We start from the raw sequence: 23,778 nt of genomic DNA on the forward strand, positions 1-23,778 counted from the left end.
AGCCGTGGCGTTTTGACTGAACGACGTAACGAAAAGTTACTTGGCGGCAGAAGCGTCAGCCGATGCACCTGATGCGGCTCCCGAAGACGCTTCAGCTGGGGCATGAACAGCCTCGTCGCCGTGCTTTTCGCCGCCCATGTCCAAGCTGTCGCCACCTTTAAAAATGACGAACATGGCCAGTGCCGCGAAGATGACGAAACCCACAAAAATTTTCAACATGTTAAATCTCCGAAATCAGTAAAAAGCCCTCCACCAGGGAGGGCTTGAATGTAGCACCCAGGTCACCCTGGGCTGCTTACATGCTTAGTCGTCAGCGTAGATGTCGACGTCTTTGGTTTCCTTCACAAAGATCATGCCGATGACGAAGGTCATACCAGCGATGATGATTGGGTACCACAAGCCGTTGTACATATTGCCGGTCTGCGCCACGATCGCGAAGGCGGTGGTGGGCAGCAAGCCGCCGAACCAGCCGTTACCGATGTGATAAGGCAGAGACATAGAGGTGTAACGGATACGTGTTGGGAACATTTCCACCAACATCGCTGCGATAGGACCGTAAACCATGGTCACCAAAATCACCAAGTAAGTGAGGATGATGGTGATCTTGACTTTGTCCACTTTGGCGGGATCAGCTTTGGCTGGGTAGCCGGCTTCTTTCAAAGCTTCAGATACGGCCTTGCGGAACTCAGCAGACTTGGCTTTGGCTTCATCAGCTGGCAAGCCTTTAGAGCTGTAGCTGGCGATTTCAACTTCACCAATCTTGATGGTGGCTGGTGTACCAGCAGCACCGGCAGCGTTTTCGTAGCTCACAGAGCTAGAAGCCAACACTTGCTTAGCGATGTCGCATGAGCTGGTGAACTTCACAGTACCTGTGGGGTTGAACTGGAATGAACACTCGTTGATATCAGAAGTAACCACCACTTTGTTCTTTTGTTGCGCAGCGTACAAGTCTGGGTTAGCAGCCTTGGTCAACGCTTCGAACACGGGGAAGTAAGTCAACACAGCCAACAAGCAACCCAACATGATGATGGGCTTGCGGCCAATCTTGTCAGACAACGAGCCGAAGATGATGAAGAACGGTGTACCGATCAACAAAGACACAGCCACCAAGATGTTGGCGGTTGCGCCGTCCACTTTCAACGCTTGTGTCAAGAAGAACAAAGCGTAGAACTGACCCGAGTACCACACCACCGCTTGACCTGCAGTCAAACCGATGAGGGCCAAGATCACGATCTTCAGGTTTTTCCACTCGCCGAATGATTCGGTCAAAGGAGCCTTAGATGTTTTGCCTTCAGCTTTCATTTTCACGAAAGCAGGTGATTCGTTCATGGACAAACGGATATAGACCGACACGGCCAACAAAGCGATTGACACGATGAACGGCACACGCCAGCCCCAATCAGCGAAAGCTTCTTCGCCGATGGCAGAACGTGTACCCAAGATCACCATCAAGGACAGGAACAAGCCCAGAGTCGCTGTGGTTTGGATCCATGAGGTGTAAGCACCGCGCTTGTCATGAGGTGCGTGCTCAGCAACGTAAGTTGCAGCGCCGCCGTACTCACCACCCAAAGCCAGACCTTGCAGCAAACGCAAGCAGATCAGGATGACGGGAGCGGCCACGCCAATGCTGGCGTAGTTAGGCAAGATACCCACGATGAACGTGGACAAGCCCATGATCAGGATGGTGACCAAGAAGGTGTACTTGCGGCCGATCATGTCGCCCAAGCGGCCGAAGAAGATCGCGCCAAAAGGACGCACGATGAAGCCAGCAGCAAACGCCAACAATGCAAAAATGAACGCAGAGCCTTCATCCAAACCACTGAAGAATTGCTTCGCAATAATTGCAGCGAGTGAACCGTACAGGTAAAAGTCGTACCACTCAAAAACGGTACCCAATGAAGAGGCGAAGATCACCTTCTTCTCTTCCGCCGACATCGGGCGATTTACATCTAGTGTTGCCATCTGTTTTGTCTCCTTAGACTGTTTTTCCCATCACCCTGGCTGGGTGTTGTGCCGCGCAACTATCTTGGTCTTTGCTGACCGTTTTCTGACGAAGGCACACAGCAAACAGCTACTCAAAAATGTGAACTTCGCGAGAACACAGTAGTTACCCTTTGCTTTTTTTTCTACATATGGAAAAGCGTCCCAAATAAGCGCATCAAAGCATCCAAAGCACCCCCAATGGCGTAGGGGTATTCACCGAGAAACTTTCTTTGTTTTTCAAGCTTTTCTATTTACGCAAGCCGTCATTAACCATAAAGCACGTAAGGGCTTGGTCAGTACAACTTTCCACAATGCCCCCGTCAACGAAGGAAACATCCTTCTTGCATTTTTTGATATTCCAAACGGGAGAAAAACAATGAGTGATCCAGTGGTCGACAAGATCCAGAACCACCCGAAATACAAAGAGCTGCGCGCTAAGCGCGGCGGCTTCGGCTGGTTCCTCGCCGTGTTGATGTTGGTCGTGTACTACGGCTACATCGCATTGATTGCATTTAACAAGCCTTTCCTCGCACAACCTATCGGTGCAGGCGTCACCTCAGTGGGCATTCCTCTGGGCATGGGAGTGATCGTGTTCACCATCGTGATCACCGGTATTTACGTCAACCGCGCCAACAGTGAGTACGACAAGCTGACCAAGGAAATCTTGGAGGACGCGACAAAATGAAAAAAATCACGACTCTCTTAAGCGCGCTACTGGCTTTAGCCGCATGCGGCGCAGCCATGGCTGCTGGTGGCGATGTGGGCGACACCGCCAAACAAACCACCAACTGGACAGCCATCGGCATGTTCGCGACCTTCGTGGCCGGCACACTTTGGATCACCAAATGGGCTGCTGCAAAAACTAAATCTGCTGCCGACTTCTACACCGGCGGTGGCGGCATCACAGGCTTCCAAAACGGTTTGGCGATTGCGGGCGACTACATGTCTGCTGCTTCGTTCCTCGGCATTTCCGCCGCTGTGATGGCCTCGGGCTATGACGGCTTGATCTACTCCATCGGCTTCCTTGTAGGCTGGCCTGTGATCACCTTCTTGATGGCAGAGCGTCTGCGTAACTTGGGCAAGTTCACCTTTGCCGACGTGGCAGGCTACCGCTTCAAACAAGCCCCCATCCGCGCCTTTGCAGCCTCTGGCACTTTGGTGGTGGTCGCGTTTTATCTGATTGCACAGATGGTCGGCGCTGGTCAGCTCATCAAGTTGTTGTTCGGCTTGGAATACTGGATGGCTGTGGTCATCGTGGGCGCGTTGATGATGGTGTACGTGTTGTTCGGCGGCATGACTGCCACAACATGGGTGCAAATTATCAAAGCCTGCTTGTTGCTGTCTGGCGTGACCTTCATGGCCTTCATGGTCTTGGCGCAATTCGGTTTCAGCCCTGAAGCTTTGTTCACGCAAGGCGTGGCTGTGAAAACAGCGATCGCGCAAACAGGCAAAGATGCGGCCATCGCTGCTGCCGCTGCCTCTGCTGCGATTGCTGCAACCCCTGAAGCCATTGCAGCAGCCTCGGCTGCTGTTGCAAAAGCTGAAGCGATTGACCCAGCCAAAGTTGGCTTGTCATTGATGGGCCCAGGCGGTTTCATCAAAGACCCTATTTCTGCTATCTCCTTCGGTATGGCTTTGATGTTTGGTACAGCGGGTTTGCCACACATCTTGATGCGCTTCTTCACGGTGCCTGACGCCAAAGAAGCGCGCAAGTCTGTGTTCTGGGCAACCACATGGATCGGCTACTTCTACGTGTTGATTTTCATCATCGGTTTCGGCGCGATCACATTGGTCTTGACCAACCCTGAGATGGCTGACACCGCGAAGGGCATCATCAAAGGCGGCGCAGGTACAGCCAACATGGCTGCTGTGTTGGTGGCTAAATCAGTCGGTGGTGACGTGTTCTACGGCTTCATCTCTGCTGTGGCTTTCGCAACCATCTTGGCTGTAGTGGCTGGTTTGACATTGTCTGGCGCCTCTGCTGTGTCACACGACTTGTACGCCACGGTGTTCAAGAAGGGCAATGTGGACAGCGCGTCTGAACTGCGCGTGTCTCGCATCACCACCTTGGCACTTGGCGTCATCGCTGTGGCTTTGGGTATTGCATTCGAGAAGCAAAACATCGCCTTCATGGTGGCTTTGGCCTTCGCGATTGCCGCGTCTGCCAACTTCCCTGTGTTGTTCATGTCCGTGCTCTGGAAAGATTGCACGACCCGCGGCGCCGTCATCGGTGGCTTCTTGGGCCTGATCTCTTCTGTCGCATTGACTGTGGTGTCGCCTTCTGTGTGGGAAGCCACGCTGGGCAACCCCAAAGGTTCAGCATGGTTCCCCTATGCTTCACCCGCCTTGTTCTCGATGACCATCGGCTTCGTGGGCATCTGGTTGTTCTCCATCTTGGACAACAGCGAGCAAGCCAAAAAAGAACGCGCAGCGTTCCCCGCACAACAAGTGCGTTCGGAAACTGGCTTCGGCGCTTCTGGCGCATCGGGTCACTAAGGCCTTCTGCTCTGAGTTCTATGGGGCTCAGTTCTCTGGAAACCGAGCATGCGTGCTCGGTTTTTTTATGCCTGCTCTTTTTACTTCGATGACCGAGGGGTGTGAGGGGCATACAGACGCGGCTTACATCGCTTCGCGACGAATGGCGCCGCATCTGTATGCCCCTCACACCTTGTGTTTCGGTAGGTTTTATTCGTAGCGGATTGATCACCAGCCCATTTATAGGCGCTCGCAGCAACTGCGGGCACGCGGTACTTCACTCGCTCACAAGCGAAAGCGAGGTGAGGTAGGCGAATACGGCGCCATTCGTCGCGCAGCGATGTAAGCCGTGTTCGCCTACCTCACCTCGCTAGCCAAAGAAGAGAAGTTAAAACCTCACACTCCACGCAATTGACGCAACTTGATGAACGCCATCGCCGCCATCACAGCATCGTTCAACGCATCGTGCGCATCACGCACAGGCAAATCCAAATCCGACATCAGCGTTACAAAACGCAAATCAATGTTGGGGTTGGTTTGCTGCTCATAGGGCAGCATCTGGCGAAACTTGTGGTCGTAGTACATCGCCGAGACTTCGATCTTTGGCTGCGGCAAGCCCTGCCCCAACATCGGCCAAAGGGCGCGATTGAGCATGGCCACGTCGAACTCTAAAAAGTAGCCCACCAAGGGGCGGCTGCCAATGAAACGCATGAGTTGTTTCATGGCTTCGTCCACGGGTAAACCTTGCGCCACGTCTTGCTCACGCAAACGATGGATGCGAACGCTGTCGGCAGACACGCCGCGCTCGGGGCGCACCAAGACTTCAAAGCGTTCGCTGGTCATGATTTTGTTACCCACAATGCGCACCGCACCAATCGAGATGATTTCATCAGTGCCCACATTTAAGCCCGTGGTTTCGCAGTCGAGCGACACCCATTCATTGGGCGGTGGCGCATCAAACATGAAGCGAAACTCTGGCAGGCCCAAGTGGTAAATCAGCCACTCGCGCTGAATCGCTCGCCACCAGTGAGAGGGTGAGATCAGGGACTTCATCACAGCGTGTCGAGTTTGAAGCGGCTGCGCAGCAGCGTCTTGAAGTGCTTGACCACGCCCAGAGCGTCTTTCAATAAATCGCGCTCTAAGGTGGTGAGCTTGGCCACGTTGACCAAACCCGACACCGCGTGTTGCGTTTCCATTTCAGTAACGCCGGCCTTGAGCTTCAAACCCATCAAGAAATGCAAGCTCTGCGTGAGGTCTGCACCCAGAGCTGAAGTGATGACACTTTTGGCCACCAAGGCATCAATGCGTGCCGTGGTGCTGGTCTCTTGCACGTGTTCGGCCAAGGCTAAGCTGCGTACGCCATGCACCAACGGAAAGATGCCCTCTTTCTTGAGGTGCAAGCCTTGTTGCTCATCCAGACCCAGCAAGCGATTCCACCAGCCATGGCTGTTGCCAAAGGCGTCGATGGACGCGGCAAATCTCGCCAGCATGGCGTCGTTGTCGGTGGCCAAACGCATCAAGGCGTGTTGCGCGTGCTGCAGCAAATGCGCATCGCCACACACGGCGTGGGCATCTAAGAAGATGGCCAAGTTCATTAGGCTGTCGGCATCGGGCATGAGCAGCCACTGCTGGACCATTTGTCCAAAGTCATGCGCTGTTTTTCGCCACAAAGGGTTGTTCACCATGATGTGCCCCGGGCACTCGGGGTAGCCAAACGCCGTCAAAGCATTCGAGAAGTCTTGGCAAATCGTTTCGAGGTTGTCAGGCGGCGTGTAGCCGTCGCGCAAGATGAGGCCATTGTCTTGGTCGGTTTTCAGCAGCTGCTCGCCGCGTCCTTCGCTGCCCATCACAAATAAACAGCTGTTGGCCACCAAGTCGGCGGGGGCGATGAGTTGCCACGCACGCTCGAACAAACGCGCGTTCAAGTCTTGCACCAAGCGTGCGATCAGGCTCACGCGTGTCCCGCTGCGATGCAGCGTGATGACCATGCGGGTGATTTGCGTGGCGGCTTGCGCCAACCCCTCGATGTCGGTCGCAGCTTCCACCTGCACCGTGATGAGGTGCGAGTGGTTGGATAAGAAACTGAACAAGTCCAAGGCTTCGAGCACGCCCACCACACGGGTGTCGTCCATCACCACCAAGCGGTGCACGCGATGGCGTTGCAACAAGGCCAAGGCATCGCCCACTTGGTCGACTGGCTTGACGGTGATGATTTGGAAGTTGGCAAGTTCACCGACTTTTTGCTGAGCCAGAGGTGTGCCGTTCAAAATGGCGCGTTGCAGGGTGGACGCAGTGAATACGCCAAAGCGCTCAGGGCTTGTGCTGCGGTCACGGACCAACACACATTTGGTGCGCTGCGTTTGCAGCACCTTGACCACTGACACCACATCGGCATCCATCTCTACAAAATGTGCGGGGCGCACAAACGCCTCATCAACGCGTGAGAGCGTGAGCGACTGCAACTCATGTTGGCTTTGTCGCTCTGACAGCGCGGTGAGTTTGTTGCTGAGGTCTGAGAACAACAAGGCACCAAAGGTGGCGTTGCTGGCAATCAACTCGGTCACCGTTTGGCGTACCAGCTGGTAGGCCACCACTTCTTCTTGCGCGACAAATTTGTTGCTGGTTTTGCAGGCCACCAAGCCGCGACCGTCAAAGGTGTCGTCAGGCCCGTAAGTGGTGATGACTTCGTCGCCGTCGTACTGCGTGACAAAGCCTTTGATGATGACAAACAGATGCGTGGGTGCTGTGCCCACATCCAAAATGGCCTCGCCCTCGGGGTAATACACCACGTCCACGCTGTTGCGCACCAAGCGCTGTTGGTCGGGCGTTAAGCAGTCAAACGGAGAGGCCGAAAAGTTAAAAGCGTTGGGCATAAAGCATTGTCATCGGCAATGCCCTGATTCAACGCTTCACGCCTTGCTGGATGCTTGCGGCAGCGTCCCACGCCGTGTCAAACCATTGATCTCCATCAAGGTAAGCGCGCATCATGGGCAATGCGTCTAAGCCCCAAAACACTTTGTCATCCACGCAGAAGGTGGGCACACCAAACACGCCACGCGCAATGGCCTCTTCGGTGTTGGCTTTGAGCTGATCCTTGACCTCAGGCGCATCCACGACGCGCTGAGGGGCCAACTGCTGCGTGAGGGTTTGCAAACGTGCGGCGTCGTCGGCTGCAGCACCGCCCTGCCAGACGTGCTTGAAGATGGTTTCGCACACATAGCGATTAGGCTCGCCCTCCGCGCTGCACGCCACGGCCAAGCGCAGCAGTGCCAACGGGTTGAAGGGATGGGACTGAGGCATCTCCATTGAGACGCCCAATTGCTTGGCTTGCCACAGCACTTGGCGATAGGTCCACTCACGCTTGCCAGCAATTTCAGCGGGGCCACGTTGACCATGGTGCTTGAGCATGGCCACAAACAACACCGGCTTGTAAACCATGCGGTGGCTCACGCACATCAAACTTTTAGGCAAGGCCTCAAAGGCGAGGTAGGCGTAGGGGGAAATAAAGTCGAGGTAGCAAGTGATGGTTTTCATGATCGACCTTCAGAAAAAATCAGGGCTGCAGTTTGGCTTGCAAACGCAGCAGGATCGAACGCCACACCTCACGCTTGGCCTCAGGGGCACGATGGCCCCAGCCCGTGATTTCGTCTAGGCTGCGAAAACACCCCTCGCACAAGCCCGTTTGATCAGACATGCGACACACAGAGATGCAGGGCGAGAGTGGCGTTTCTTCTTTGTCCACCTCGCGCGCGGCCATCTGCTGCAAACGCAGCTCAGCAGGCGACAGTCGAGGTTTGAGTGAGAGAAGACGATCCAACATAGCTGCGAATTGTCAGCGAACAGCGCCTGCTCAAGCTGCGCGTTTGTTCAAAACCGCGCGCGACACGAGGGAATTGGGCTGACGGCTTAAGGCCTCGCTGATGAACACGCCGGCGTCGATCAACTTGTCGAGATCAATACCTGTGTCAATGCCCATGCCGTGCATCATGTAAACCAGATCTTCCGTGGCCACATTTCCCGTAGCGCCTTTGGCATAAGGGCAACCGCCCAAGCCTGCCACTGACGACTGAAAGTTCCACACGCCCATTTGCAAAGCGGCCAACGTGTTGACCAAGGCTTGGCCATAGGTGTCATGAAAATGACCGCACACGTCATTGAGCGCGTAGTGCCTGAGCGTGGCCTCCATGGCGGCTTGCACTTTGCGCGGTGTGGCCACGCCAATCGTGTCAGCCACATCCACGCGTTGCACGCCAATACTTTTCATCAAGCCTGCCAAGTAGCCCACGCGCTCGGGCGCAATGTCTCCCTCATAGGGGCAACCCATGGTGCAGCTCATCGCACCACGCACGGTGATGCCCGCTTCGCGTGCGGCTTTGACCACTGGCGCGAAACGCTCCATGCTTTCGGCAATGGAGCAGTTGATGTTCTTTTGGCTAAACGCTTCGCTGGCTGCACCAAACACCACGATCTCATCGGGCTTGGTGGTCAGCGCAGCTTCAAAGCCTTGCATGTTGGGCGTGAGCACCGAGTAGCGCACACCTGCTTCGCGGTGGATGCCCGCCATCACCTCGGCGTTGTCAGCCATTTGCGGCACCCATTTGGGCGACACGAAGCTGGTGACTTCAATTTCCTTCAAACCTGCGGCTTGCAGGCGATGCACCAGCTCGACCTTGATGGCGGCAGGCACGGGTTGTTTTTCGTTTTGCAAGCCGTCGCGCGGCCCCACATCCATCACACGCACACGGTGCGGCAAACTCATAACCATGGTCACACTTTCAATTTCAAGAGCTCTTCGCCTTCGGCCACTTGGTCACCCGGCGCATAGAGCAGTTCCAACACTTCACCATCCGCAGGTGCGGCAATGGTGTGCTCCATTTTCATCGCTTCCATGACGGCCAGCGGCTGGCCGGCCTTGACTTTGTCACCTGCGGCAACCGCAAACGACACCACCTTGCCTGGCATAGGCGCGGTCAAGCGACCTCCTGCCTCTTGCACTTCACCTGCGTGGGCCAAAGCGTCGACCATGGTGATACGCGTAGCACCTTGTGGCGCAAACACATGGGCCACATCATCGTGGCCTTGTGTTTCGTGAAACACCTGCACACGAGCGTGATAACCTGCGAAGCTGATCTGCAGCGCATCGCCATCTTCGCGATACGACAAAGTGCCCGACACATCGCCATCTGCGTCCTTGACGCTCAGATGCAAGCTGCCATCGTGGACATAGGTCAGCACGGTTTCATAGGACTCGCCATGGAACACAAACCCAAAGTTGCGCGTGGCCACGCCGTACGCACGCCAACCATCGCGGCTGCTGAAAGGGTCGTTGCCTGTCAAGGCTTGTTCACGGTGCAAGGTGTTGGCCACCACTGACGCAGCGGTGAGTGCCAGCCCCAAAGGCTCTTGCGCAAACAAGGCTTTTTCTTCGCGCTGAATCAGTGCAGTGTCGAGCTTGGCGGTGGCGAATGAATCGGTGCGGATGATGTGGCGCAAGAACTGCACATTGGTCGTCAAGCCCACGATGCGGGTTTGCGACAGAGCCTCGTCTAAACGCGCCAAGGCTTGCTCGCGCGTGTCACCATGCACGATGAGCTTGGCCACCATGGAGTCGTAAAACGGGCTGATGCTGTCGCCTTCGCGCACGCCGTCGTCAATGCGTACCGATGAAGGCACGTCACTGATGACGAAGCTGCTGCACACAGGCTTGCGATACACCGCCAAAGTACCCGTGGCGGGCAGGAAGTTGTTGTCGGGGTTCTCGGCGCAAATACGCGCTTCGATGGCATGGCCGTGGATGCGCAATTGGTCTTGGCGCAAAGGCAAAGGTTCGTTATTGGCCACGCGCAATTGCCACTCCACCAAGTCGAGACCAGTAATGGCTTCGGTCACGGGGTGCTCCACTTGCAAGCGCGTGTTCATCTCCATGAAGAAAAACTTCATGGTCTCAGGCTGGTCGTAGCCCGTTTGCTCCACGATGAATTCCACCGTGCCTGCGCCCACATAGTTCACCGCCTTGGCAGCAGCCACAGCGGCTTCGCCCATTTGTTTGCGCAAAGCTTCGGTCATGCCAGGTGCGGGCGCTTCTTCCAACACTTTTTGGTGGCGGCGCTGTACCGAGCAATCGCGCTCAAACAAATACACGCAGTTGCCATGTGTGTCGCCAAACACTTGAATCTCGATGTGGCGCGGACGTTGCACGTATTTTTCGATCAACACCGCATCGTCACCAAAGCTATTGATGGCTTCGCGTTTACAACTGGCCAGCGCATCAGCGAACTCTGCGCTGCTGTTGACCACGCGCATGCCTTTGCCGCCGCCACCTGCGCTGGCTTTGATGAGCGCGGGGTAGCCAATGCGGTCGGCTTCGCATTGCAACAGTGCGGGGTCTTGGTCTGCCGCGTGGTAGCCAGGCACCAAAGGTACGCCAGCTTTTTCCATGAGCTGTTTGGATTCGGCCTTCAAGCCCATCGCCAAAATGGCAGCCGCTGGCGGGCCAATGAACACGAGGCCCGCGGCAGCGCAGGCTTTGGCGAAGTCTTCGTTCTCGCTCAAGAAGCCATAGCCAGGGTGCACCGCTTGCGCACCTGTGTCTTTGGCCGCTTGCAAGATGCGCTCCCAGCGCAAGTAGCTGTCTTTGGGGGCACTACCGCCAATGTGCACGGCTTCGTCGCAGACCTGCACGTGTTTGGCTTGGGCGTCGGCATCCGAATACACAGCCACGGTTTTGATGCCCATGCGACGAGCGGTCGCGGCAACCCGGCAGGCGATTTCGCCACGGTTGGCGATGAGGATTTTTTTAAACATGACGGTTTGTCTTTCTGAATTCAAGGCAAGGCATGAAGTTGCAAATGGTCAAGCGACTTGAAAAAGGGGCAAGTCAAAGCAGCCAGTTGGGCTTGCGCTTTTGCAAGAACGACTGCACGCCCTCCTTGCCTTCTGCGCTAGATCGAATGTCGGCAATACCTGCCACGGTATGCACCACCAAGGCGTCGTCAATGTCACGCTCGGCCACGTCTTGCACCAAGCGCTTGCAGGCACGCACGGCATTCGGGCTGGCACTCACCAAGGCGCGGGTCAGCTCGGCCACTTTGGCGTCCAGCGCATCAGCGGCAACGACTTCGTGAACCAAACCGATGCGATGCGCCTCTGCTGCGCTGAAGCGCTCGGCCGTTAAAAAGTAGCGGTGCGACGCCCGTGCGCCCATGGCGCGAATCACATAGGGACTGATGGTGGCGGGGATGAGCCCCAGCTTCACCTCGCTCAAGCAGTAGGTGACCGTGTCCACACTCACCGCCATGTCGCACGCAGCGACCAAACCCACGCCGCCTGCAAACACATCGCCCTGCACACGCGCGATGGTCGGCTTGGGACATTCATAAATCGCACGCAGCATGGCAGCGAGTTGTCCTGCGTCGGCGAGGTTTTCGTCGCGCGTGAAGTCGGCCATGCGACGCATCCAGTTCAGGTCGGCGCCTGCGCAAAACGCGGGGCCTTCTGCGGCCAGCACCACGCAGCGCACATCTGCGGCAAGACCTGCTTCAGTGAAAGCGGTTTTCAATTCGGCAATCACTTCGTCGTTGAAGGCGTTGCGCACATCGGGACGGCAGAGGGTGATGGTGCGAATGGCACCTTGGTTCGTAATGCTCAGTGCGGTGTTTGAAGGTAGTGTCATCGCAGCCTCCATCACATGCGAAACAAACCAAACTTGGTCTCAGGAATGGGCGCATTCAACGATGCACTCAAACCCAAAGCCAAGACACGGCGCGTGTCTGCGGGGTCAATCACCCCGTCATCCCACAGCCGCGCCGTGGCGAAATAGGGGTGTCCTTGCTCTTCGTATTGTTGGCGAATCGGGTCTTTGAAGGCTTGTTCTTCTTCAGCGCTCCACTGCCCGCCTTTGCCCTCAATGCCGTCGCGCTTGACCGTGGCCAACACGCTGGCCGCTTGCTCGCCACCCATGACGGAGATGCGTGCGTTCGGCCACATCCACAAAAAGCGTGGACTGAAAGCGCGGCCACACATGCCGTAGTTGCCTGCACCAAAACTGCCGCCAATGATGACGGTGAACTTCGGCACAGCGGCGGTGGCCACGGCCGTGACCATCTTGGCACCGTTGCGTGCAATGCCTTCGTTTTCGTACTTGCGGCCCACCATGAAACCGGTGATATTTTGCAAAAACACCAGCGGAATTTTGCGTTGGCAGCACAGCTCGATGAAGTGCGTGCCTTTCAAAGCCGACTCGCTGAACAAGATGCCGTTGTTGGCGATGATGCCCACCGGCATGCCTTCGATGCGTGCAAAGCCGCACACCAAGGTGGTTCCAAAACGTGCTTTGAATTCATCGAACTCACTGCCATCCACGATGCGCGCAATGATCTCGCGCACATCAAAGGGCTTACGGGTGTCGGTGGGGATGACGCCATACAACTCTTGTGCGTCGTACTTCGGCGGCACTGGCGCGTGCGTGGCAATGTTGGGTTGCTTTTGTGCGTTAAGGCTTTTCACACATTGGCGGGCCAGCGCCAACGCATGCACATCGTTTTGCGCCAAGTGGTCGGCCACGCCTGAGAGGCGTGTGTGTACATCGCCACTACCGAGATCTTCGGCTGTCACCACTTCACCGGTCGCCGCCTTTACCAGGGGCGGGCCGCCCAAGAAGATGGTGCCTTGGTTTTTGACGATGATGGTTTCGTCGCTCATGGCGGGCACATAGGCACCGCCTGCCGTGCAGCTGCCCATCACCACCGCGATTTGCGCGATGCCTTGGGCGCTCATATTGGCTTGGTTAAAGAAGATACGACCAAAGTGGTCGCGGTCGGGGAACACCTCGTCTTGGTTGGGTAAGTTGGCACCGCCTGAGTCGACCAAGTAAATACATGGCAAGTTGTTTTGCTGCGCGATTTCTTGGGCACGCAAATGCTTCTTGACTGTGAGTGGGTAGTAGGTGCCGCCCTTCACCGTGGCGTCGTTGCACACGATCATGCAATCCACGCCGCTGACGCGACCAATGCCCGCAATCAAGCCCGCGCACGGTGCGTCGTTGTTGTACATATTCAGCGCAGCGAGTGGGGCCACTTCTAAAAACGGCGTGCCGGGGTCGAGCAACATTTGCACGCGGTCGCGTGGCAACAGCTTGCCGCGTGCGATGTGCTTGGCACGCGCGGCCTCACCGCCACCGACGGCAATTTTTTCAAGATGGGCTTTGAGGTCGTCCACCACGGTGCGCATGGCGGCTGCGTTGGCCGCGAAATCGGCAGAGCGTGGGTTGAGCTGGGAATGCAAAACAGTCATCGTGTTTTTCCTATTACGGCGTTGTCACCCAAGCTTAGGCCGTTTGCTGCCACGGCCTGCGCCAGATTAGTTGCAAATCCTGCCACAATGAGACCTTGTATGGTTAGCCCTAGCTCCACACCCGAACACGCGCCGGCGCAAGGTCGCGCTGAAACGCCAATTGCTTTTATTCAAGCGATCGTGGCTGCTTATGCCCAGCGTGGGTTAGACGCGGGCGGCGCGCTAGAAAAGGCACAAATCGAGCCAAAACTTCTCAAAAAAAACAACACACGCGTGACCGCCATGCAGATGGAGCTGATCTCGGCCATCGCCATGCAAGAGCTGGACGACGAAGGCCTAGGCTGGTTCAGCCGCCGCCTGCCTTGGGGCAGCTATGGCTTGTTGGTGCGCGCCTCGCTCACATCGCCCACGCTGGGCTTGGCGCTTTCCAGATGGTGCAGGCATCACGGCTTGTTGACCGAAGACATTCAACTGAGCTTGAGCGAACGCAACGGCATCGCCACCTTGCAACTGGACGAGGTGCGGGACCTCGACGTGTTTCAAGAGTTTTGCGTGGTGTCGGTGTTGCGCAATGCGCTGGGCGTGGCGTGTTGGCTGACCGACTCACGCATTCCACTCACTGCCACGCATCTGCGCTTTGCGCCGCCCGTGCACGCCGACAGCTACCGCGTGCTGTTTGATGGCCACACCCATTTCAATGCGCCAACAAACGCTTTGCAGTTTGACGCAGGCTACCTCGCCCTGCCGGTGCGCCGCGACGAAGCCGCCCTGCAACAGATGCTGCAACGCGCTCTGCTGCTGACCGTGCGCCCCTATCGACGCGACCGCTTGTTGGTGGAAAAAGTACGCCAAACCTTGGCCCAGTACCCCGAGCACAGCCGCAATGCCGATGACTTGGCTGCGTGGCTCAACATGTCGGCCCGCACCCTGCACCGTCAACTCAAAGAAGAAGGCGCATCCTTGCAAGAGCTCAAGGATGCCGTGCGGCGGGATGTGGCCATGATGCAACTGCAACGCACATCGCGGCCCTTGAAACAAGTGGCCGAGGCGGCAGGGTTTCAGAACGTGAAGAGTTTCATTCGTGCGTTCAAAGGCTGGACGGGCACCTCACCCGAAGCGTTTCGCCAGCAGCAATTGCGCTGACGCAACGTCACACCTCACAACCAACCACGGCGGCGGAACCGCCAATACAACAAGCTTGCAATAGAGCCAATCACAAGCAAGGCCATGGGGTAGCCATACTCCCATTTCAGCTCGGGCATCACCTCAAAGTTCATGCCCCAAATACCAGCCAGCGCCGTTGACACAGCAAAGATGGCAGCCCAAGCGGCCAAGCGCTTGGTGACCTCAGACTCTTCGATCGTGACCAAGGACAAGTTCACCTGAATCGCGGTGGCGATGGTGTCGCGGATGGCATCTATCGCACCATTGATACGCGCCAAGTGGTCATGCACGTCGCGGAAATATTCTTGGCTGGCCATGCACACCGCAGGCACGCGTCCACCGTGCAACTTGCCCACCACTTCCAGCAAGGGCACAACGGCATGGCGCATGGTGGAGGTGCGGTGTTTGAGCGCATACAGGCGCTCTATGTTCGAGCGAGCAGCACCACGCTCAAAAATTTGCGCCTCCACTTCTTCAAGCTCGACTTCAAGTGCATCGACCAAGGGGAAATAACGGTCAACCACCGCATCCATCAAGGCATACGACACAAAACCTGAGCCTTGTTTGAGCAATTCAGGCTCCCGCTCACAACGCTCGCGCACACCCAAAAAGTTTTGTTGGCTGCTGCGGCGCACGGACAGTACAAAATTACGCCCCACAAACACCGCCACTTCGCCCACCTGCACCTCACCCTCATGCATCTCTGGCAGCTGCATGACGATGAAGACGGTTTCGCCATACTCTTCAATTTTGGGACGCTGATGCCCATGGGCTGCATCCTCAATGGCCAAGGGGTGTAGGTCAAACTCCTCTTGCATCATTTGGAGCTCTTGCGCAGACGCATCGCGCATCGCCACCCAAATGAAACAGTCGGGCTTGGCCAACCAATCACTGATGTTTGCAATGTCAATATCGGCCAGTTTTTGGCCATCTTGGTAGGCCACGCAATTGATCAGCATCTTGTCAACCTTGGGTTAATTTTTCAGAAAACAACGTGGGCAACTGAGTCATGTGTGCAAACACATGTGCGGCACCCGCCTGCGTGAGGACATCCGTTGGTGCAGGCGGCGGCGCATAGGCCCACACAGTAGCGCCCGCAGCCACGCCAGCTTTTATACCGACCGTCGTATCTTCCACCACCAAGCACCGCGCGGGGTTCATCTGCAAATGTGCGGCGGCAGCCAAGTAAACATCGGGGTGGGGTTTGCTGCGCGGCATTTCGTGACCACTGAAGATGCGGTGTTCAAAGAAGTGATGCAACCCCACTTTGTGCAACATCATTTCTACCTTGTATCTGTCTGCACCCGAGGCCACAGCAATGCGGCCTTCGCAGCGCTCATGCAAATGACGCACGGCATCGTGAATGCCGTCGATGGCGGTGATGTCGTTTTCTAGGCGCACATTGCGACGGTGGTAAAACTCGTCCATGAACGCATCGGTCAACGGGCGGCCCGTGTGCGCCTGGATCAATTCCGCGCGACTGCGCACGGCGTGTCCCACAAAATGCGTCATGCATTCAGCAAGGCTTAAGCGCCAGCCGTTTTCATCCAGCATGTCGCGCAAGGCACCGCAGGTGATGGCTTCGCTGTCCACCAGCACGCCATCGCAATCAAACAAAACGGCTGCAAATGTCATCGTTGGTCACCATCCACATAAAACCAGCGCCCGTCTTCGCGCACAAAGCGGCTGCGCTCATGCAAACGCACCGCGGCACCTGCGATTCGGTAACGCGCCACAAATTCCACCTCGGCCGTGTCATCGCCTGTGACTTTGTGCTCGCGCGCCTCCAAGCCTAGCCACTTGGCGTCGGCATCAAAGTCCAGCGATGCGGGTTGTGTGTTGTGATGCCATGTCGCCAACAAGTAATCCGCACGCGCCAACACAAACGCGGTGTAGCGCGAGCGCATCAAATGTTCGGCATCTGGCGCTGGCGTGGTGTCGACGTGGTCGACAAAACGGCCACAGCAATTGGCATAGGCCACGGGGCGTTTCTTGGCATCAGCACGCCCGCAGGGGCACACAACGAGCGCAGTCATATGCAGCTCGAAGAATTAAGGCAACACCGAAATCGTGCCACGCATGCCGGCGTCGTAATGCCCGGGCTCAAAGCAGGCGATGTGCAACACGCCCGCATCGGTGAAGGTCCATAGCAGCTCACCCGTGGCGCCTGCGGCCACACTGGCGGCGTTGCTGGTGTGGTGGTTGTGGCCATTGTTTGGCTTTTTCATTTCGTCAGCATGGGCTTGTAACTCTGCCTCTGTTCCGATGATGAACTCGTGACGCACTTTGCCTGCGTTCACCAGCAGGATGCGCACAGTTTCGCCCGAGGTGGCTTGCCAGTTAGCGGGCGTGAAGCGCATGTCGTCGCTGAGTGTGACGGTCACCGTGCGTGTGGCCAGCTCGGCACTTGGGCTGTTGTTCGCGTCTTGGGTGTGTGCGGTGGCTTCGCCATGCGTGTGGCCATGTCCTTCACCCGCTTGCCCCGCCAGCTGCGTCCACGCCAAAGCCGAGCAGGCAGAGACCACGGCAATAGAGAACAAAGCATAGGTGATGAGGCGATTGACTGACATACGGCTGCGCCAGTCCATGTAGTACATGCCCAACAAACTCAAGGTGAAGCCCAAGGGCACGACCCACAGACTGCGGTCGGGCGAATCGGGAAAGTGTTGCAAGCCACCGGTGAAAAAGCCAAGGCCGATTGAGGACACAATGCCCACGCCCAGCACATCGGCCCAGCTTTGACGCTGCGCGTCTTGCACGCGCATGTCTAGCCACGAACCGAGCAGATAAAAACACACGCCAAATGCAGCGGTGATGACCGAGCGCGTTTCACTGAACATGCCGTGGTTCACAGCACCGGCAATGAAGCTGATGCCGCCGTATTTCAGCAGCGTGGCAGTGTGGGTGGTGGCAAAGGACATGGCGCGGCTCCGTTTTTAAACTAGCGCCATTGTCCTGCAAGCATCACCAGCCTGGGCTGGCTTGGGGCTTTAGGCCAAGGCGCGTTGAATGATGATTTTTTGCACGTCGCTGGTGCCTTCGTAAATTTGACACACGCGCACATCGCGGTAGATGCGCTCTACCGGAAAGTCGCTCACCACGCCATAGCCACCCAAGGTTTGAATGGCGACGCTGCACACTTGCTCTGCCGTTTCGCTGGCAAAGAGTTTGGCCATGGCCGCCTCTTTCAAACACGGCAAACCTGCATCGCGCAAAGCGGCGGCGTGGTACATCAACTGACGTGCGGCTTCAAGCTGTGTGGCGCAATCGGCCAACCGGAAACCTACGGCTTGGTGGTTGAAGATGGCGGTGCCAAAGCTCACGCGTTCTTTGCTGTATTGCAAGGCTACTTCAAACGCGCTGCGGGCCATGCCAATGCTTTGCGCGGCAATGCCGATGCGGCCGCCTTCCAAAGCAGACAGCGCAATCTTGTAGCCCTCGCCTTCCGCGCCGATCAAGTTTTCGGCGGGGATGCGGCAATTGTCAAAGTTGATTTGCGCGGTGTCGCTGCTGTGCTGGCCGAGCTTGTCTTCGAGGCGCGCGACTTGGTAGCCAGGTGCATTGGTGGGCACGATGAAGGCGCTCATGCCCTTCTTGCCTGCGCCTTTGTCGGTGACGGCAATGACGATGGCCACATGGCCATTTTTGCCACTGGTGATGAACTGCTTCACGCCATTGATGACGTATTCTTCGCCTTCTTTGGTCGCTGTTGTACGCAGGGCGGATGCGTCAGAGCCCACATGAGGCTCGGTCAAACAGAACGCGCCGAGCATGTTGCCTTGCGCCAATTTGGTGAGCCATTGTTTCTTTTGCGCGTCGTTGCCGTAGCGCATGAGGATGGCGTTGACGGGGCAGTTGGTCACGCTGATGGCAGTGCTGGTGCCGCCATCGCCTGCGGCGATTTCTTCTAAAACAATCGCGAGCGTGGTGTACTCCAAGCCTGCACCGCCCAAGTCTTCGGGCACGCAAATGCCGTAGGCGCCGAGTGCGGCCAAGCCTTTGTGCACCTCGTGCGGGAAGGTGTGTTCTTTGTCCCACTTGGCGGCGTTGGGCCAGAGTTCTTGCTGGGCAAAGTCGCGCACGGCATCGCGAATCATGGTTTGGTCGGGGGTGAGCAACATGGCTTATCCGTTATGAAGTGACTGTGTAAAAGACATCACCACGCAATGGTGCTGCCGTCGTAAGACAAAAACTGGCCAGCGTGTTCGGGCTTGATGTGAGCCATCGTTTGGCGCATGCGTGTGACGGCTTGCTCAACCGTCAGCGTGGCATTGGCTCCGCCCATCTCGGTTTGCACCCATCCTGGGTGCATGGCCACCATGCGTACGCGGGGATATTCGGGCTGCGAGGTGCGCACCACCATGTTGAGCGCAGCTTTGCTGATGCGGTACAGCGCTGCATCGCTGCTGTGCGTGCCTTGCAAACTTCCCATCACGCTGCTGATGCAGGCAAACACGCCATTGGCTGCTTCGACCATGGGAGCAACTTGCGGAATGACCATCATCGCGCCCATCACGTTGGTGTGCATGACGCGGTCAAACGCGTCTTGCGTGGGCGGGGTGCTGGCTGCGTTGTGGTCGATGACGCCCGCCACATACAAAGCGAGGTCGAGCTTTTCGCCATCGAGCATCCACTCAAACGAGGTGACGCTGAAGGGCGAGGCCACATCGACACGCAAGCATTGCGCGCCTAGGGCTTGGATGCGATCGCGCCCCGCATCGTCACGCGCGGTGGCAATGACGCGCCATCCGTCCGCCACGTATTGGCGAACCAGCTCAAGCCCAATGCCACGCGATGCGCCGATGATGAGTGCGGTTGGCATATGGAAAACTTAAACGAGCTCGAGTGCGACAGCCGTGCCTTCGCCGCCACCGATACACAAAGTAGCCAAGCCGCGTTGAAGGCCGCGTGCTTTAAGCGCGTGAATCAGTGTGACCATGATGCGCGCACCCGATGCGCCAATGGGGTGACCCAAAGCACATGCGCCGCCGTTGACGTTGACGATGTCGTGCGACACATTGAGTTCTTTCATCAATGCCATGGGCACCACCGCGAAGGCTTCGTTGACTTCCCACAAGTCCACGTCTTCCACTGCCCAGCCGGCTTTGGCCAAGGCTTTTTGTGTGGCGCCGACGGGTGCAGTGGCAAACCACTCAGGCTCTTGCGCGTGGGTGGCGTGGCTGACGATGCGGGCTAATGGCTTGCAACCTAATTGCTTGGCTGTGCTCTCGCGCATCAAAACCATGGCTGCGCCACCGTCGTTGATGGACGAGCTGGAAGCTGCGGTGATGGTGCCGTCTTTTTTGAAGGCGGGTTTGAGCGATGTGATTTTGTCGAGCTTGATTTTTCCTGGGCCTTCGTCAATCGACACCACAGTTTCGCCAGCGCGGGTCTTGACGGTGACGGGCGTGATTTCGGCGGCAAATGCACCGCTCTCGCTAGCGGCCTTGGCGCGCTGCACACTGGCGGTGGCAAATGCGTCTTGCTCAGCACGTGTGAAGCCGTATTTAGCCGCGCAGTCTTCACCAAAGGTGCCCATGCTGCGGCCTGGCTCATAGGCGTCTTCCAAACCGTCGAGCATCATGTGGTCAAAAATGCGGTCGTGGCCAATGCGATAGCCGCCACGCCCTTTAAGCATGAGGTAAGGCGCGTTGGTCATGCTCTCCATGCCACCGGCGACCAACACGTCATGTGTGCCAGCGATCAACATGTCGTGCGCAAACATCGCAGCACGCATGCCTGAGCCGCACATCTTGGACAGGGTGACCGCGCCAGCTGACTTCGGCAACCCACCTTTGAAGGCGGCTTGGCGCGCAGGGGCTTGGCCTTGGCCCGCCATCAAGCAGTTGCCAAACAAAACTTCAGTGACCAACTCGGGGTTGATCCCCGCACGCTCAACGGCTGCTTTGATCGCTGCACCACCTAGGTCGTGTGCCGCTAGGCTAGAGAAGTCGCCTTGAAAGCTGCCCATGGGTGTGCGTGCAGCGCTGACGATGACGATGGGGTCGGACATGAAGTTCTCCAAAACAAAATGAAAAATGCCACGCCGACCCAGAGGGTCACGCAGCGGGAAGCATGCCACCGCGTGGGTAGCGTTTGAAAGCGTTGCGAAAGACGTCAACCACTTCACCAGAATGGTTCATGCTGACGCCGAGGTCTTTTACCAATCCGTTGTCGAGGCCGTAAATCCAGCCATGCACCGTCACCTTTTGGCCACGGCCCCATGCGTCTTGCATGACGTTGGACAACGCCACGTTGCCCACTTGTTCGATCACATTCATTTCGCACATGACCGACTCAAGCTCGGCTTGCGGCAAATGGTTGAGGCGTTGGCGATGGCGCAAGCGCACGTCTTGCACATGGCGCAACCAGTTATCAGCCAAGCCCACACGCGTGCCACGCGTGGCGGCCACCACGCCACCACAACCGTAATGCCCCACCACCATGATGTGCTCTACCTTGAGTGCATCCACCGCGTACTGAATGACAGACAAGGCATTGAGATCGGAATGCACCACCAAATTGGCCACGTTGCGATGCACGAACACCTCGCCTGGATCCAATCCTGTGATTTGGTTGGCAGGCACACGACTGTCCGAGCAACCGATCCACAAATACTTGGGGTTTTGCTGGTTGGCCAGGCGTGAGAAATACGCAGGATTTTCTTGAATCATGCGATCCGCCCAAACGCGGTTGTTATCGAAAAGGTGTTGTAGTGATTTGCTCATGCGTTGATTGTCGCAGTGCCGTTATTTCCTCAGCAAGTTTCAGCGAATAACTCGCGGCCAATCAACATGCGGCGGATTTCACTGGTGCCTGCACCGATTTCGTACAGCTTGGCATCGCGCCACAAACGGCCCAGTGGGTATTCGTTGATGTAGCCGTTGCCACCGAAAATTTGTACGCCTTCGCCTGCCATCCACGTGGCTTTTTCGGCAGTCCACAAAATGACGGAGGCGCAGTCTTTGCGCACTTGGCGCACGTGTTCGGTGCCGAGCAAATCGAGGTTTTTGGCCACGGTGTAAGCAAAGCTGCGGCCGGCTTGCAGCACGGTGTACATGTCGGCCACTTTGCCTTGGATGAGCTGGAACTCACCAATGCTTTGACCAAACTGCTTGCGGTCGTGGATGTAGGGAATGACGTTGTCCATCACCGATTGCATGATGCCTAGAGGGCCGCCAGACAACACAGCACGCTCGTAGTCCAAACCGCTCATCAAGACTTTGGCGCCCATGTTCAGGCCGCCCAAGATATTCTCAGCGGGCACTTCCACGTTGTTGAACACCAGCTCGCCGGTGTGGCTACCGCGCATGCCCAGCTTGTCGAGCTTTTGCGCGACGCTGAAGCCCTTCATGCCTTTTTCGATCAAAAAAGCCGTCACACCGCGCGCACCCAACTCGGGTTCGGTCTTGGCGTAAACCACCAAGGTGTCAGCATCGGGGCCGTTGGTGATCCACATCTTGCTGCCGTTGAGCAGGTAATAGCCGCTCTTGTCTTCTGCTTTGAGCTTCATGCTGATCACGTCAGAGCCCGCACCGGGCTCTGACATGGCGAGCGCGCCCACGTGTTCGCCGCTGATGAGTTTGGGCAGGTACTTGTCGCGTTGCGCTTCGGTGCCATTGCGATTGATTTGGTTCACGCACAGGTTGCTGTGTGCGCCGTAGCTCAGACCCACGCTGGCAGAAGCGCGTGAGATTTCTTCCATCGCGACCATGTGTGCGAGGTAGCCCATGTTGGCCCCGCCGTGCTCTTCGCCCACGGTGATGCCCAACACGCCGAGGTCACCCATCTTTCGCCACAGGTCCATGGGAAATTGGTCGTCATGGTCGATCTGTGCAGCGCGAGGGGCAATTTCGGCTTGTGCGAAGTCGCGCACGGCGTCGCGCAGGGCGTCGATGTCTTCACCGAGTTGGAAGTTGAGGCCAGGTAAGTTGTTCATGGTTTGTCTCCGTTAGTCTTAGTAGGTCTTGTTCACGGTCGCGAGGGTTTGCTGCATCAAAGCGCAGGGTGATTCGCCGCCGTTGTCGTCGAGGTGCACCACTTCGGCAGTGGTGATGATGAGGCGCCTGCCTGCACGCACCACATGGCCACGTGCGCGAAGCTCGCCGCCAGAGAATGCCGCGAGAAAGTTGATCTTGTATTCGACGGTGGTCACTTCTTGGCCATCTGCGGCACAAGTAAGGCCAGCGTAGCCAGCGGCGATATCGGCCAATGCCCCCATTGCGCCGCCGTGGTAGCCACCTTGCTGCTGGGTGACGCGCTCGGAATACGGCAAGGCGATTTCGACCTCACCGGGCGCCACGGACACGATGCGCGCACCGAGGTGCTGCATCATGCCTTGGCGCACAAAGCTGGCTTCGATGCGGGCATGGAGTTCAGGATGCGCAGATGCGGCGTGCGTCATGCCTTGCTCGCTTTCGCCACCTTGACGGCTTTGGCTGGTTTTTCACCTTGCTTGGCCAACAAGGCTCGGGCGTCCTTCTCGTGTGCTTTCACCTCGTCGAGGTTGGCCAATATTTCCGCCATTTGCGCTTCAAGCTCACGCTTGTGTGCGTCGAGCACCACAAGAAACTTTTGCAATTGCGGCCCGGTGTCGCGTGGGCTGTCGTACATGTCGATCAGGTCTTTAGCTTCTGTCAGCGAGAGCCCTAAACGTTTGGCACGTAAGGTGAGCTTGAGGCGCGTGCGATCGCGATGGCTGTAAACGCGATTACGCCCGCCGGGCCCTGAGCGCTCGGGCTGCAACAGGCCCATGTCTTCGTAAAAACGGATGGCTCGCGTGGTGAGGTCAAACTCACGCGCTAAGTCGCTGATGGAATAGGTGGTCGCCATGATTGCCTTGTTTACGTTTACGTAAACGTCAAT

24 protein-coding genes are annotated in these 23,778 nt (G+C 57.0%); 3 read left to right on the top strand and 21 right to left on the bottom strand.

All coding sequences use genetic code 11. The features are described from left to right. Window positions 1-36: 36 nt before the first annotated feature. Entirely contained in the window at window positions 37-219 is a 183-nt protein-coding gene (locus RMR24_RS00880) for a hypothetical protein (protein ID WP_310613202.1), read from the bottom strand. Window positions 220-303: 84 nt separating this feature from the next. Then, window positions 304-1,962: an MFS transporter gene (locus RMR24_RS00885; protein WP_310613203.1), complete on the bottom strand. Its 1,659-nt coding sequence runs from the start codon at window positions 1,960-1,962 to the stop codon at window positions 304-306. Window positions 1,963-2,359: 397 nt separating this feature from the next. Between RMR24_RS00885 and RMR24_RS00890 the strand changes: the two genes are divergently transcribed. Both RMR24_RS00890 and RMR24_RS00895 read left to right on the top strand, forming a co-directional pair. Continuing rightward, window positions 2,360-2,668 carry a DUF485 domain-containing protein gene (locus RMR24_RS00890; RefSeq protein ID WP_310613204.1) on the top strand — a complete coding sequence of 103 codons (309 nt, stop codon included), beginning with the start codon at window positions 2,360-2,362 and terminating at the stop codon, window positions 2,666-2,668. Next, entirely contained in the window at window positions 2,665-4,479 is a 1,815-nt protein-coding gene (locus tag RMR24_RS00895; protein WP_310613205.1) for a cation acetate symporter, read from the top strand. Before RMR24_RS00890 ends, RMR24_RS00895 begins: the two co-directional genes overlap by 4 nt. Before the next feature lie 375 nt (window positions 4,480-4,854). Here the strand turns inward: RMR24_RS00895 and RMR24_RS00900 are convergent, their stop codons facing one another. The 8 genes from RMR24_RS00900 to RMR24_RS00935 all read right to left on the bottom strand — a co-directional run bounded on the left by RMR24_RS00900 (window position 4,855) and on the right by RMR24_RS00935 (window position 13,749). Further along, complete coding sequence (locus RMR24_RS00900; RefSeq protein ID WP_310613206.1) at window positions 4,855-5,511, bottom strand: 3'-5' exonuclease; 657 nt, start codon at window positions 5,509-5,511, stop codon at window positions 4,855-4,857. Further along, window positions 5,511-7,331 carry a DUF294 nucleotidyltransferase-like domain-containing protein gene (locus tag RMR24_RS00905; protein WP_310613207.1) on the bottom strand — a complete coding sequence of 607 codons (1,821 nt, stop codon included), beginning with the start codon at window positions 7,329-7,331 and terminating at the stop codon, window positions 5,511-5,513. Before RMR24_RS00905 ends, RMR24_RS00900 begins: the two co-directional genes overlap by 1 nt. 28 nt (window positions 7,332-7,359) lie before the next feature. Next, the gene (locus RMR24_RS00910; RefSeq protein ID WP_310613208.1) at window positions 7,360-7,992 is read right to left on the bottom strand and encodes a 2-hydroxychromene-2-carboxylate isomerase; all 633 of its coding nucleotides are present in this window, start codon (window positions 7,990-7,992) and stop codon (window positions 7,360-7,362) included. Between the two features lie 19 nt (window positions 7,993-8,011). Beyond that, on the bottom strand, window positions 8,012-8,278 hold the full coding sequence (locus tag RMR24_RS00915; RefSeq protein ID WP_310613209.1) for a DUF1289 domain-containing protein: 267 nt from the start codon (window positions 8,276-8,278) through the stop codon (window positions 8,012-8,014). A 30-nt stretch (window positions 8,279-8,308) separates the two neighbouring features. Then, a complete protein-coding gene (locus RMR24_RS00920; protein WP_310613225.1) occupies window positions 8,309-9,217 on the bottom strand; it encodes a hydroxymethylglutaryl-CoA lyase in 909 nt (302 codons plus the stop codon). An 8-nt stretch (window positions 9,218-9,225) separates the two neighbouring features. Further along, window positions 9,226-11,262: an acetyl/propionyl/methylcrotonyl-CoA carboxylase subunit alpha gene (locus RMR24_RS00925; protein WP_310613210.1), complete on the bottom strand. Its 2,037-nt coding sequence runs from the start codon at window positions 11,260-11,262 to the stop codon at window positions 9,226-9,228. Between the two features lie 73 nt (window positions 11,263-11,335). Next, window positions 11,336-12,130, bottom strand: coding sequence for an enoyl-CoA hydratase/isomerase family protein (locus RMR24_RS00930; protein WP_310613211.1), 795 nt, complete (start codon window positions 12,128-12,130; stop codon window positions 11,336-11,338). Window positions 12,131-12,141: 11 nt separating this feature from the next. Continuing rightward, entirely contained in the window at window positions 12,142-13,749 is a 1,608-nt protein-coding gene (locus RMR24_RS00935; RefSeq protein WP_310613212.1) for a carboxyl transferase domain-containing protein, read from the bottom strand. A gap of 99 nt (window positions 13,750-13,848) precedes the next feature. On the opposite strand from RMR24_RS00935, the gene RMR24_RS00940 reads away from it, so the two are divergent. Beyond that, entirely contained in the window at window positions 13,849-14,892 is a 1,044-nt protein-coding gene (locus tag RMR24_RS00940) for an AraC family transcriptional regulator (protein WP_310613213.1), read from the top strand. A 14-nt stretch (window positions 14,893-14,906) separates the two neighbouring features. Here RMR24_RS00940 and corA read toward each other — a convergent pair whose 3' ends face one another. The 11 genes from corA to RMR24_RS00995 all read right to left on the bottom strand — a co-directional run bounded on the left by corA (window position 14,907) and on the right by RMR24_RS00995 (window position 23,745). Further along, window positions 14,907-15,872 carry a magnesium/cobalt transporter CorA gene (corA, locus tag RMR24_RS00945; RefSeq protein ID WP_310613214.1) on the bottom strand — a complete coding sequence of 322 codons (966 nt, stop codon included), beginning with the start codon at window positions 15,870-15,872 and terminating at the stop codon, window positions 14,907-14,909. A gap of 4 nt (window positions 15,873-15,876) precedes the next feature. Further along, the gene (locus RMR24_RS00950) at window positions 15,877-16,548 is read right to left on the bottom strand and encodes an HAD family phosphatase (protein ID WP_310613215.1); all 672 of its coding nucleotides are present in this window, start codon (window positions 16,546-16,548) and stop codon (window positions 15,877-15,879) included. Continuing rightward, a complete protein-coding gene (locus tag RMR24_RS00955; RefSeq protein WP_310613216.1) occupies window positions 16,545-16,949 on the bottom strand; it encodes a YchJ family metal-binding protein in 405 nt (134 codons plus the stop codon). The genes RMR24_RS00950 and RMR24_RS00955 overlap by 4 nt, the downstream gene beginning before the upstream one ends. A gap of 15 nt (window positions 16,950-16,964) precedes the next feature. Further along, entirely contained in the window at window positions 16,965-17,834 is an 870-nt protein-coding gene (locus RMR24_RS00960) for a cupredoxin family protein (protein ID WP_310613217.1), read from the bottom strand. Between the two features lie 69 nt (window positions 17,835-17,903). Continuing rightward, window positions 17,904-19,034 carry an acyl-CoA dehydrogenase family protein gene (locus RMR24_RS00965; protein WP_310613218.1) on the bottom strand — a complete coding sequence of 377 codons (1,131 nt, stop codon included), beginning with the start codon at window positions 19,032-19,034 and terminating at the stop codon, window positions 17,904-17,906. Between the two features lie 35 nt (window positions 19,035-19,069). Next, complete coding sequence (locus RMR24_RS00970) at window positions 19,070-19,735, bottom strand: SDR family oxidoreductase (protein ID WP_310613219.1); 666 nt, start codon at window positions 19,733-19,735, stop codon at window positions 19,070-19,072. Between the two features lie 9 nt (window positions 19,736-19,744). Beyond that, window positions 19,745-20,926: an acetyl-CoA C-acyltransferase gene (locus RMR24_RS00975; protein ID WP_310613220.1), complete on the bottom strand. Its 1,182-nt coding sequence runs from the start codon at window positions 20,924-20,926 to the stop codon at window positions 19,745-19,747. A gap of 46 nt (window positions 20,927-20,972) precedes the next feature. Continuing rightward, window positions 20,973-21,641 carry a carbonate dehydratase gene (gene can, locus RMR24_RS00980; RefSeq protein WP_310613221.1) on the bottom strand — a complete coding sequence of 223 codons (669 nt, stop codon included), beginning with the start codon at window positions 21,639-21,641 and terminating at the stop codon, window positions 20,973-20,975. A 29-nt stretch (window positions 21,642-21,670) separates the two neighbouring features. After that, entirely contained in the window at window positions 21,671-22,852 is a 1,182-nt protein-coding gene (locus tag RMR24_RS00985) for an isovaleryl-CoA dehydrogenase (RefSeq protein ID WP_310613222.1), read from the bottom strand. An 18-nt stretch (window positions 22,853-22,870) separates the two neighbouring features. Further along, window positions 22,871-23,317: a PaaI family thioesterase gene (locus RMR24_RS00990; protein WP_310613223.1), complete on the bottom strand. Its 447-nt coding sequence runs from the start codon at window positions 23,315-23,317 to the stop codon at window positions 22,871-22,873. Next, window positions 23,314-23,745: a MerR family DNA-binding transcriptional regulator gene (locus RMR24_RS00995; RefSeq protein WP_310613226.1), complete on the bottom strand. Its 432-nt coding sequence runs from the start codon at window positions 23,743-23,745 to the stop codon at window positions 23,314-23,316. The genes RMR24_RS00990 and RMR24_RS00995 overlap by 4 nt, the downstream gene beginning before the upstream one ends. Window positions 23,746-23,778: the final 33 nt, after the last annotated feature.

The sequence above is a fragment of the Limnohabitans sp. genome (assembly GCF_031539105.1).
GTDB lineage: Bacteria > Pseudomonadota > Gammaproteobacteria > Burkholderiales > Burkholderiaceae_C > Limnohabitans.

What these genes read in the sequence shown, in the direction of transcription:
- RMR24_RS00950 (WP_310613215.1), bottom strand. Translation starts at nt 16,548, where the DNA reads ATGACATTTGCAGCCGTTTTGTTTGATTGCGATGGCGTGCTGGTGGAC.
- RMR24_RS00900 (WP_310613206.1), bottom strand. Translation starts at nt 5,511, where the DNA reads ATGAAGTCCCTGATCTCACCCTCTCACTGGTGGCGAGCGATTCAGCGC.
- RMR24_RS00940 (WP_310613213.1), top strand. Translation starts at nt 13,849, where the DNA reads ATGGTTAGCCCTAGCTCCACACCCGAACACGCGCCGGCGCAAGGTCGC.
- RMR24_RS00905 (WP_310613207.1), bottom strand. Translation starts at nt 7,331, where the DNA reads ATGCCCAACGCTTTTAACTTTTCGGCCTCTCCGTTTGACTGCTTAACG.
- RMR24_RS00970 (WP_310613219.1), bottom strand. Translation starts at nt 19,735, where the DNA reads ATGCCAACCGCACTCATCATCGGCGCATCGCGTGGCATTGGGCTTGAG.
- RMR24_RS00985 (WP_310613222.1), bottom strand. Translation starts at nt 22,852, where the DNA reads ATGAACAACTTACCTGGCCTCAACTTCCAACTCGGTGAAGACATCGAC.
- RMR24_RS00935 (WP_310613212.1), bottom strand. Translation starts at nt 13,749, where the DNA reads ATGACTGTTTTGCATTCCCAGCTCAACCCACGCTCTGCCGATTTCGCG.
- RMR24_RS00920 (WP_310613225.1), bottom strand. Translation starts at nt 9,217, where the DNA reads ATGAGTTTGCCGCACCGTGTGCGTGTGATGGATGTGGGGCCGCGCGAC.
- RMR24_RS00880 (WP_310613202.1), bottom strand. Translation starts at nt 219, where the DNA reads ATGTTGAAAATTTTTGTGGGTTTCGTCATCTTCGCGGCACTGGCCATG.
- RMR24_RS00955 (WP_310613216.1), bottom strand. Translation starts at nt 16,949, where the DNA reads ATGACTGCGCTCGTTGTGTGCCCCTGCGGGCGTGCTGATGCCAAGAAA.
- corA (WP_310613214.1), bottom strand. Translation starts at nt 15,872, where the DNA reads ATGCTGATCAATTGCGTGGCCTACCAAGATGGCCAAAAACTGGCCGAT.
- RMR24_RS00960 (WP_310613217.1), bottom strand. Translation starts at nt 17,834, where the DNA reads ATGTCCTTTGCCACCACCCACACTGCCACGCTGCTGAAATACGGCGGC.
- can (WP_310613221.1), bottom strand. Translation starts at nt 21,641, where the DNA reads ATGAGCAAATCACTACAACACCTTTTCGATAACAACCGCGTTTGGGCG.
- RMR24_RS00965 (WP_310613218.1), bottom strand. Translation starts at nt 19,034, where the DNA reads ATGTTGCTCACCCCCGACCAAACCATGATTCGCGATGCCGTGCGCGAC.
- RMR24_RS00925 (WP_310613210.1), bottom strand. Translation starts at nt 11,262, where the DNA reads ATGTTTAAAAAAATCCTCATCGCCAACCGTGGCGAAATCGCCTGCCGG.
- RMR24_RS00990 (WP_310613223.1), bottom strand. Translation starts at nt 23,317, where the DNA reads ATGACGCACGCCGCATCTGCGCATCCTGAACTCCATGCCCGCATCGAA.
- RMR24_RS00890 (WP_310613204.1), top strand. Translation starts at nt 2,360, where the DNA reads ATGAGTGATCCAGTGGTCGACAAGATCCAGAACCACCCGAAATACAAA.
- RMR24_RS00975 (WP_310613220.1), bottom strand. Translation starts at nt 20,926, where the DNA reads ATGTCCGACCCCATCGTCATCGTCAGCGCTGCACGCACACCCATGGGC.
- RMR24_RS00995 (WP_310613226.1), bottom strand. Translation starts at nt 23,745, where the DNA reads ATGGCGACCACCTATTCCATCAGCGACTTAGCGCGTGAGTTTGACCTC.
- RMR24_RS00885 (WP_310613203.1), bottom strand. Translation starts at nt 1,962, where the DNA reads ATGGCAACACTAGATGTAAATCGCCCGATGTCGGCGGAAGAGAAGAAG.
- RMR24_RS00910 (WP_310613208.1), bottom strand. Translation starts at nt 7,992, where the DNA reads ATGAAAACCATCACTTGCTACCTCGACTTTATTTCCCCCTACGCCTAC.
- RMR24_RS00915 (WP_310613209.1), bottom strand. Translation starts at nt 8,278, where the DNA reads ATGTTGGATCGTCTTCTCTCACTCAAACCTCGACTGTCGCCTGCTGAG.
- RMR24_RS00895 (WP_310613205.1), top strand. Translation starts at nt 2,665, where the DNA reads ATGAAAAAAATCACGACTCTCTTAAGCGCGCTACTGGCTTTAGCCGCA.
- RMR24_RS00930 (WP_310613211.1), bottom strand. Translation starts at nt 12,130, where the DNA reads ATGACACTACCTTCAAACACCGCACTGAGCATTACGAACCAAGGTGCC.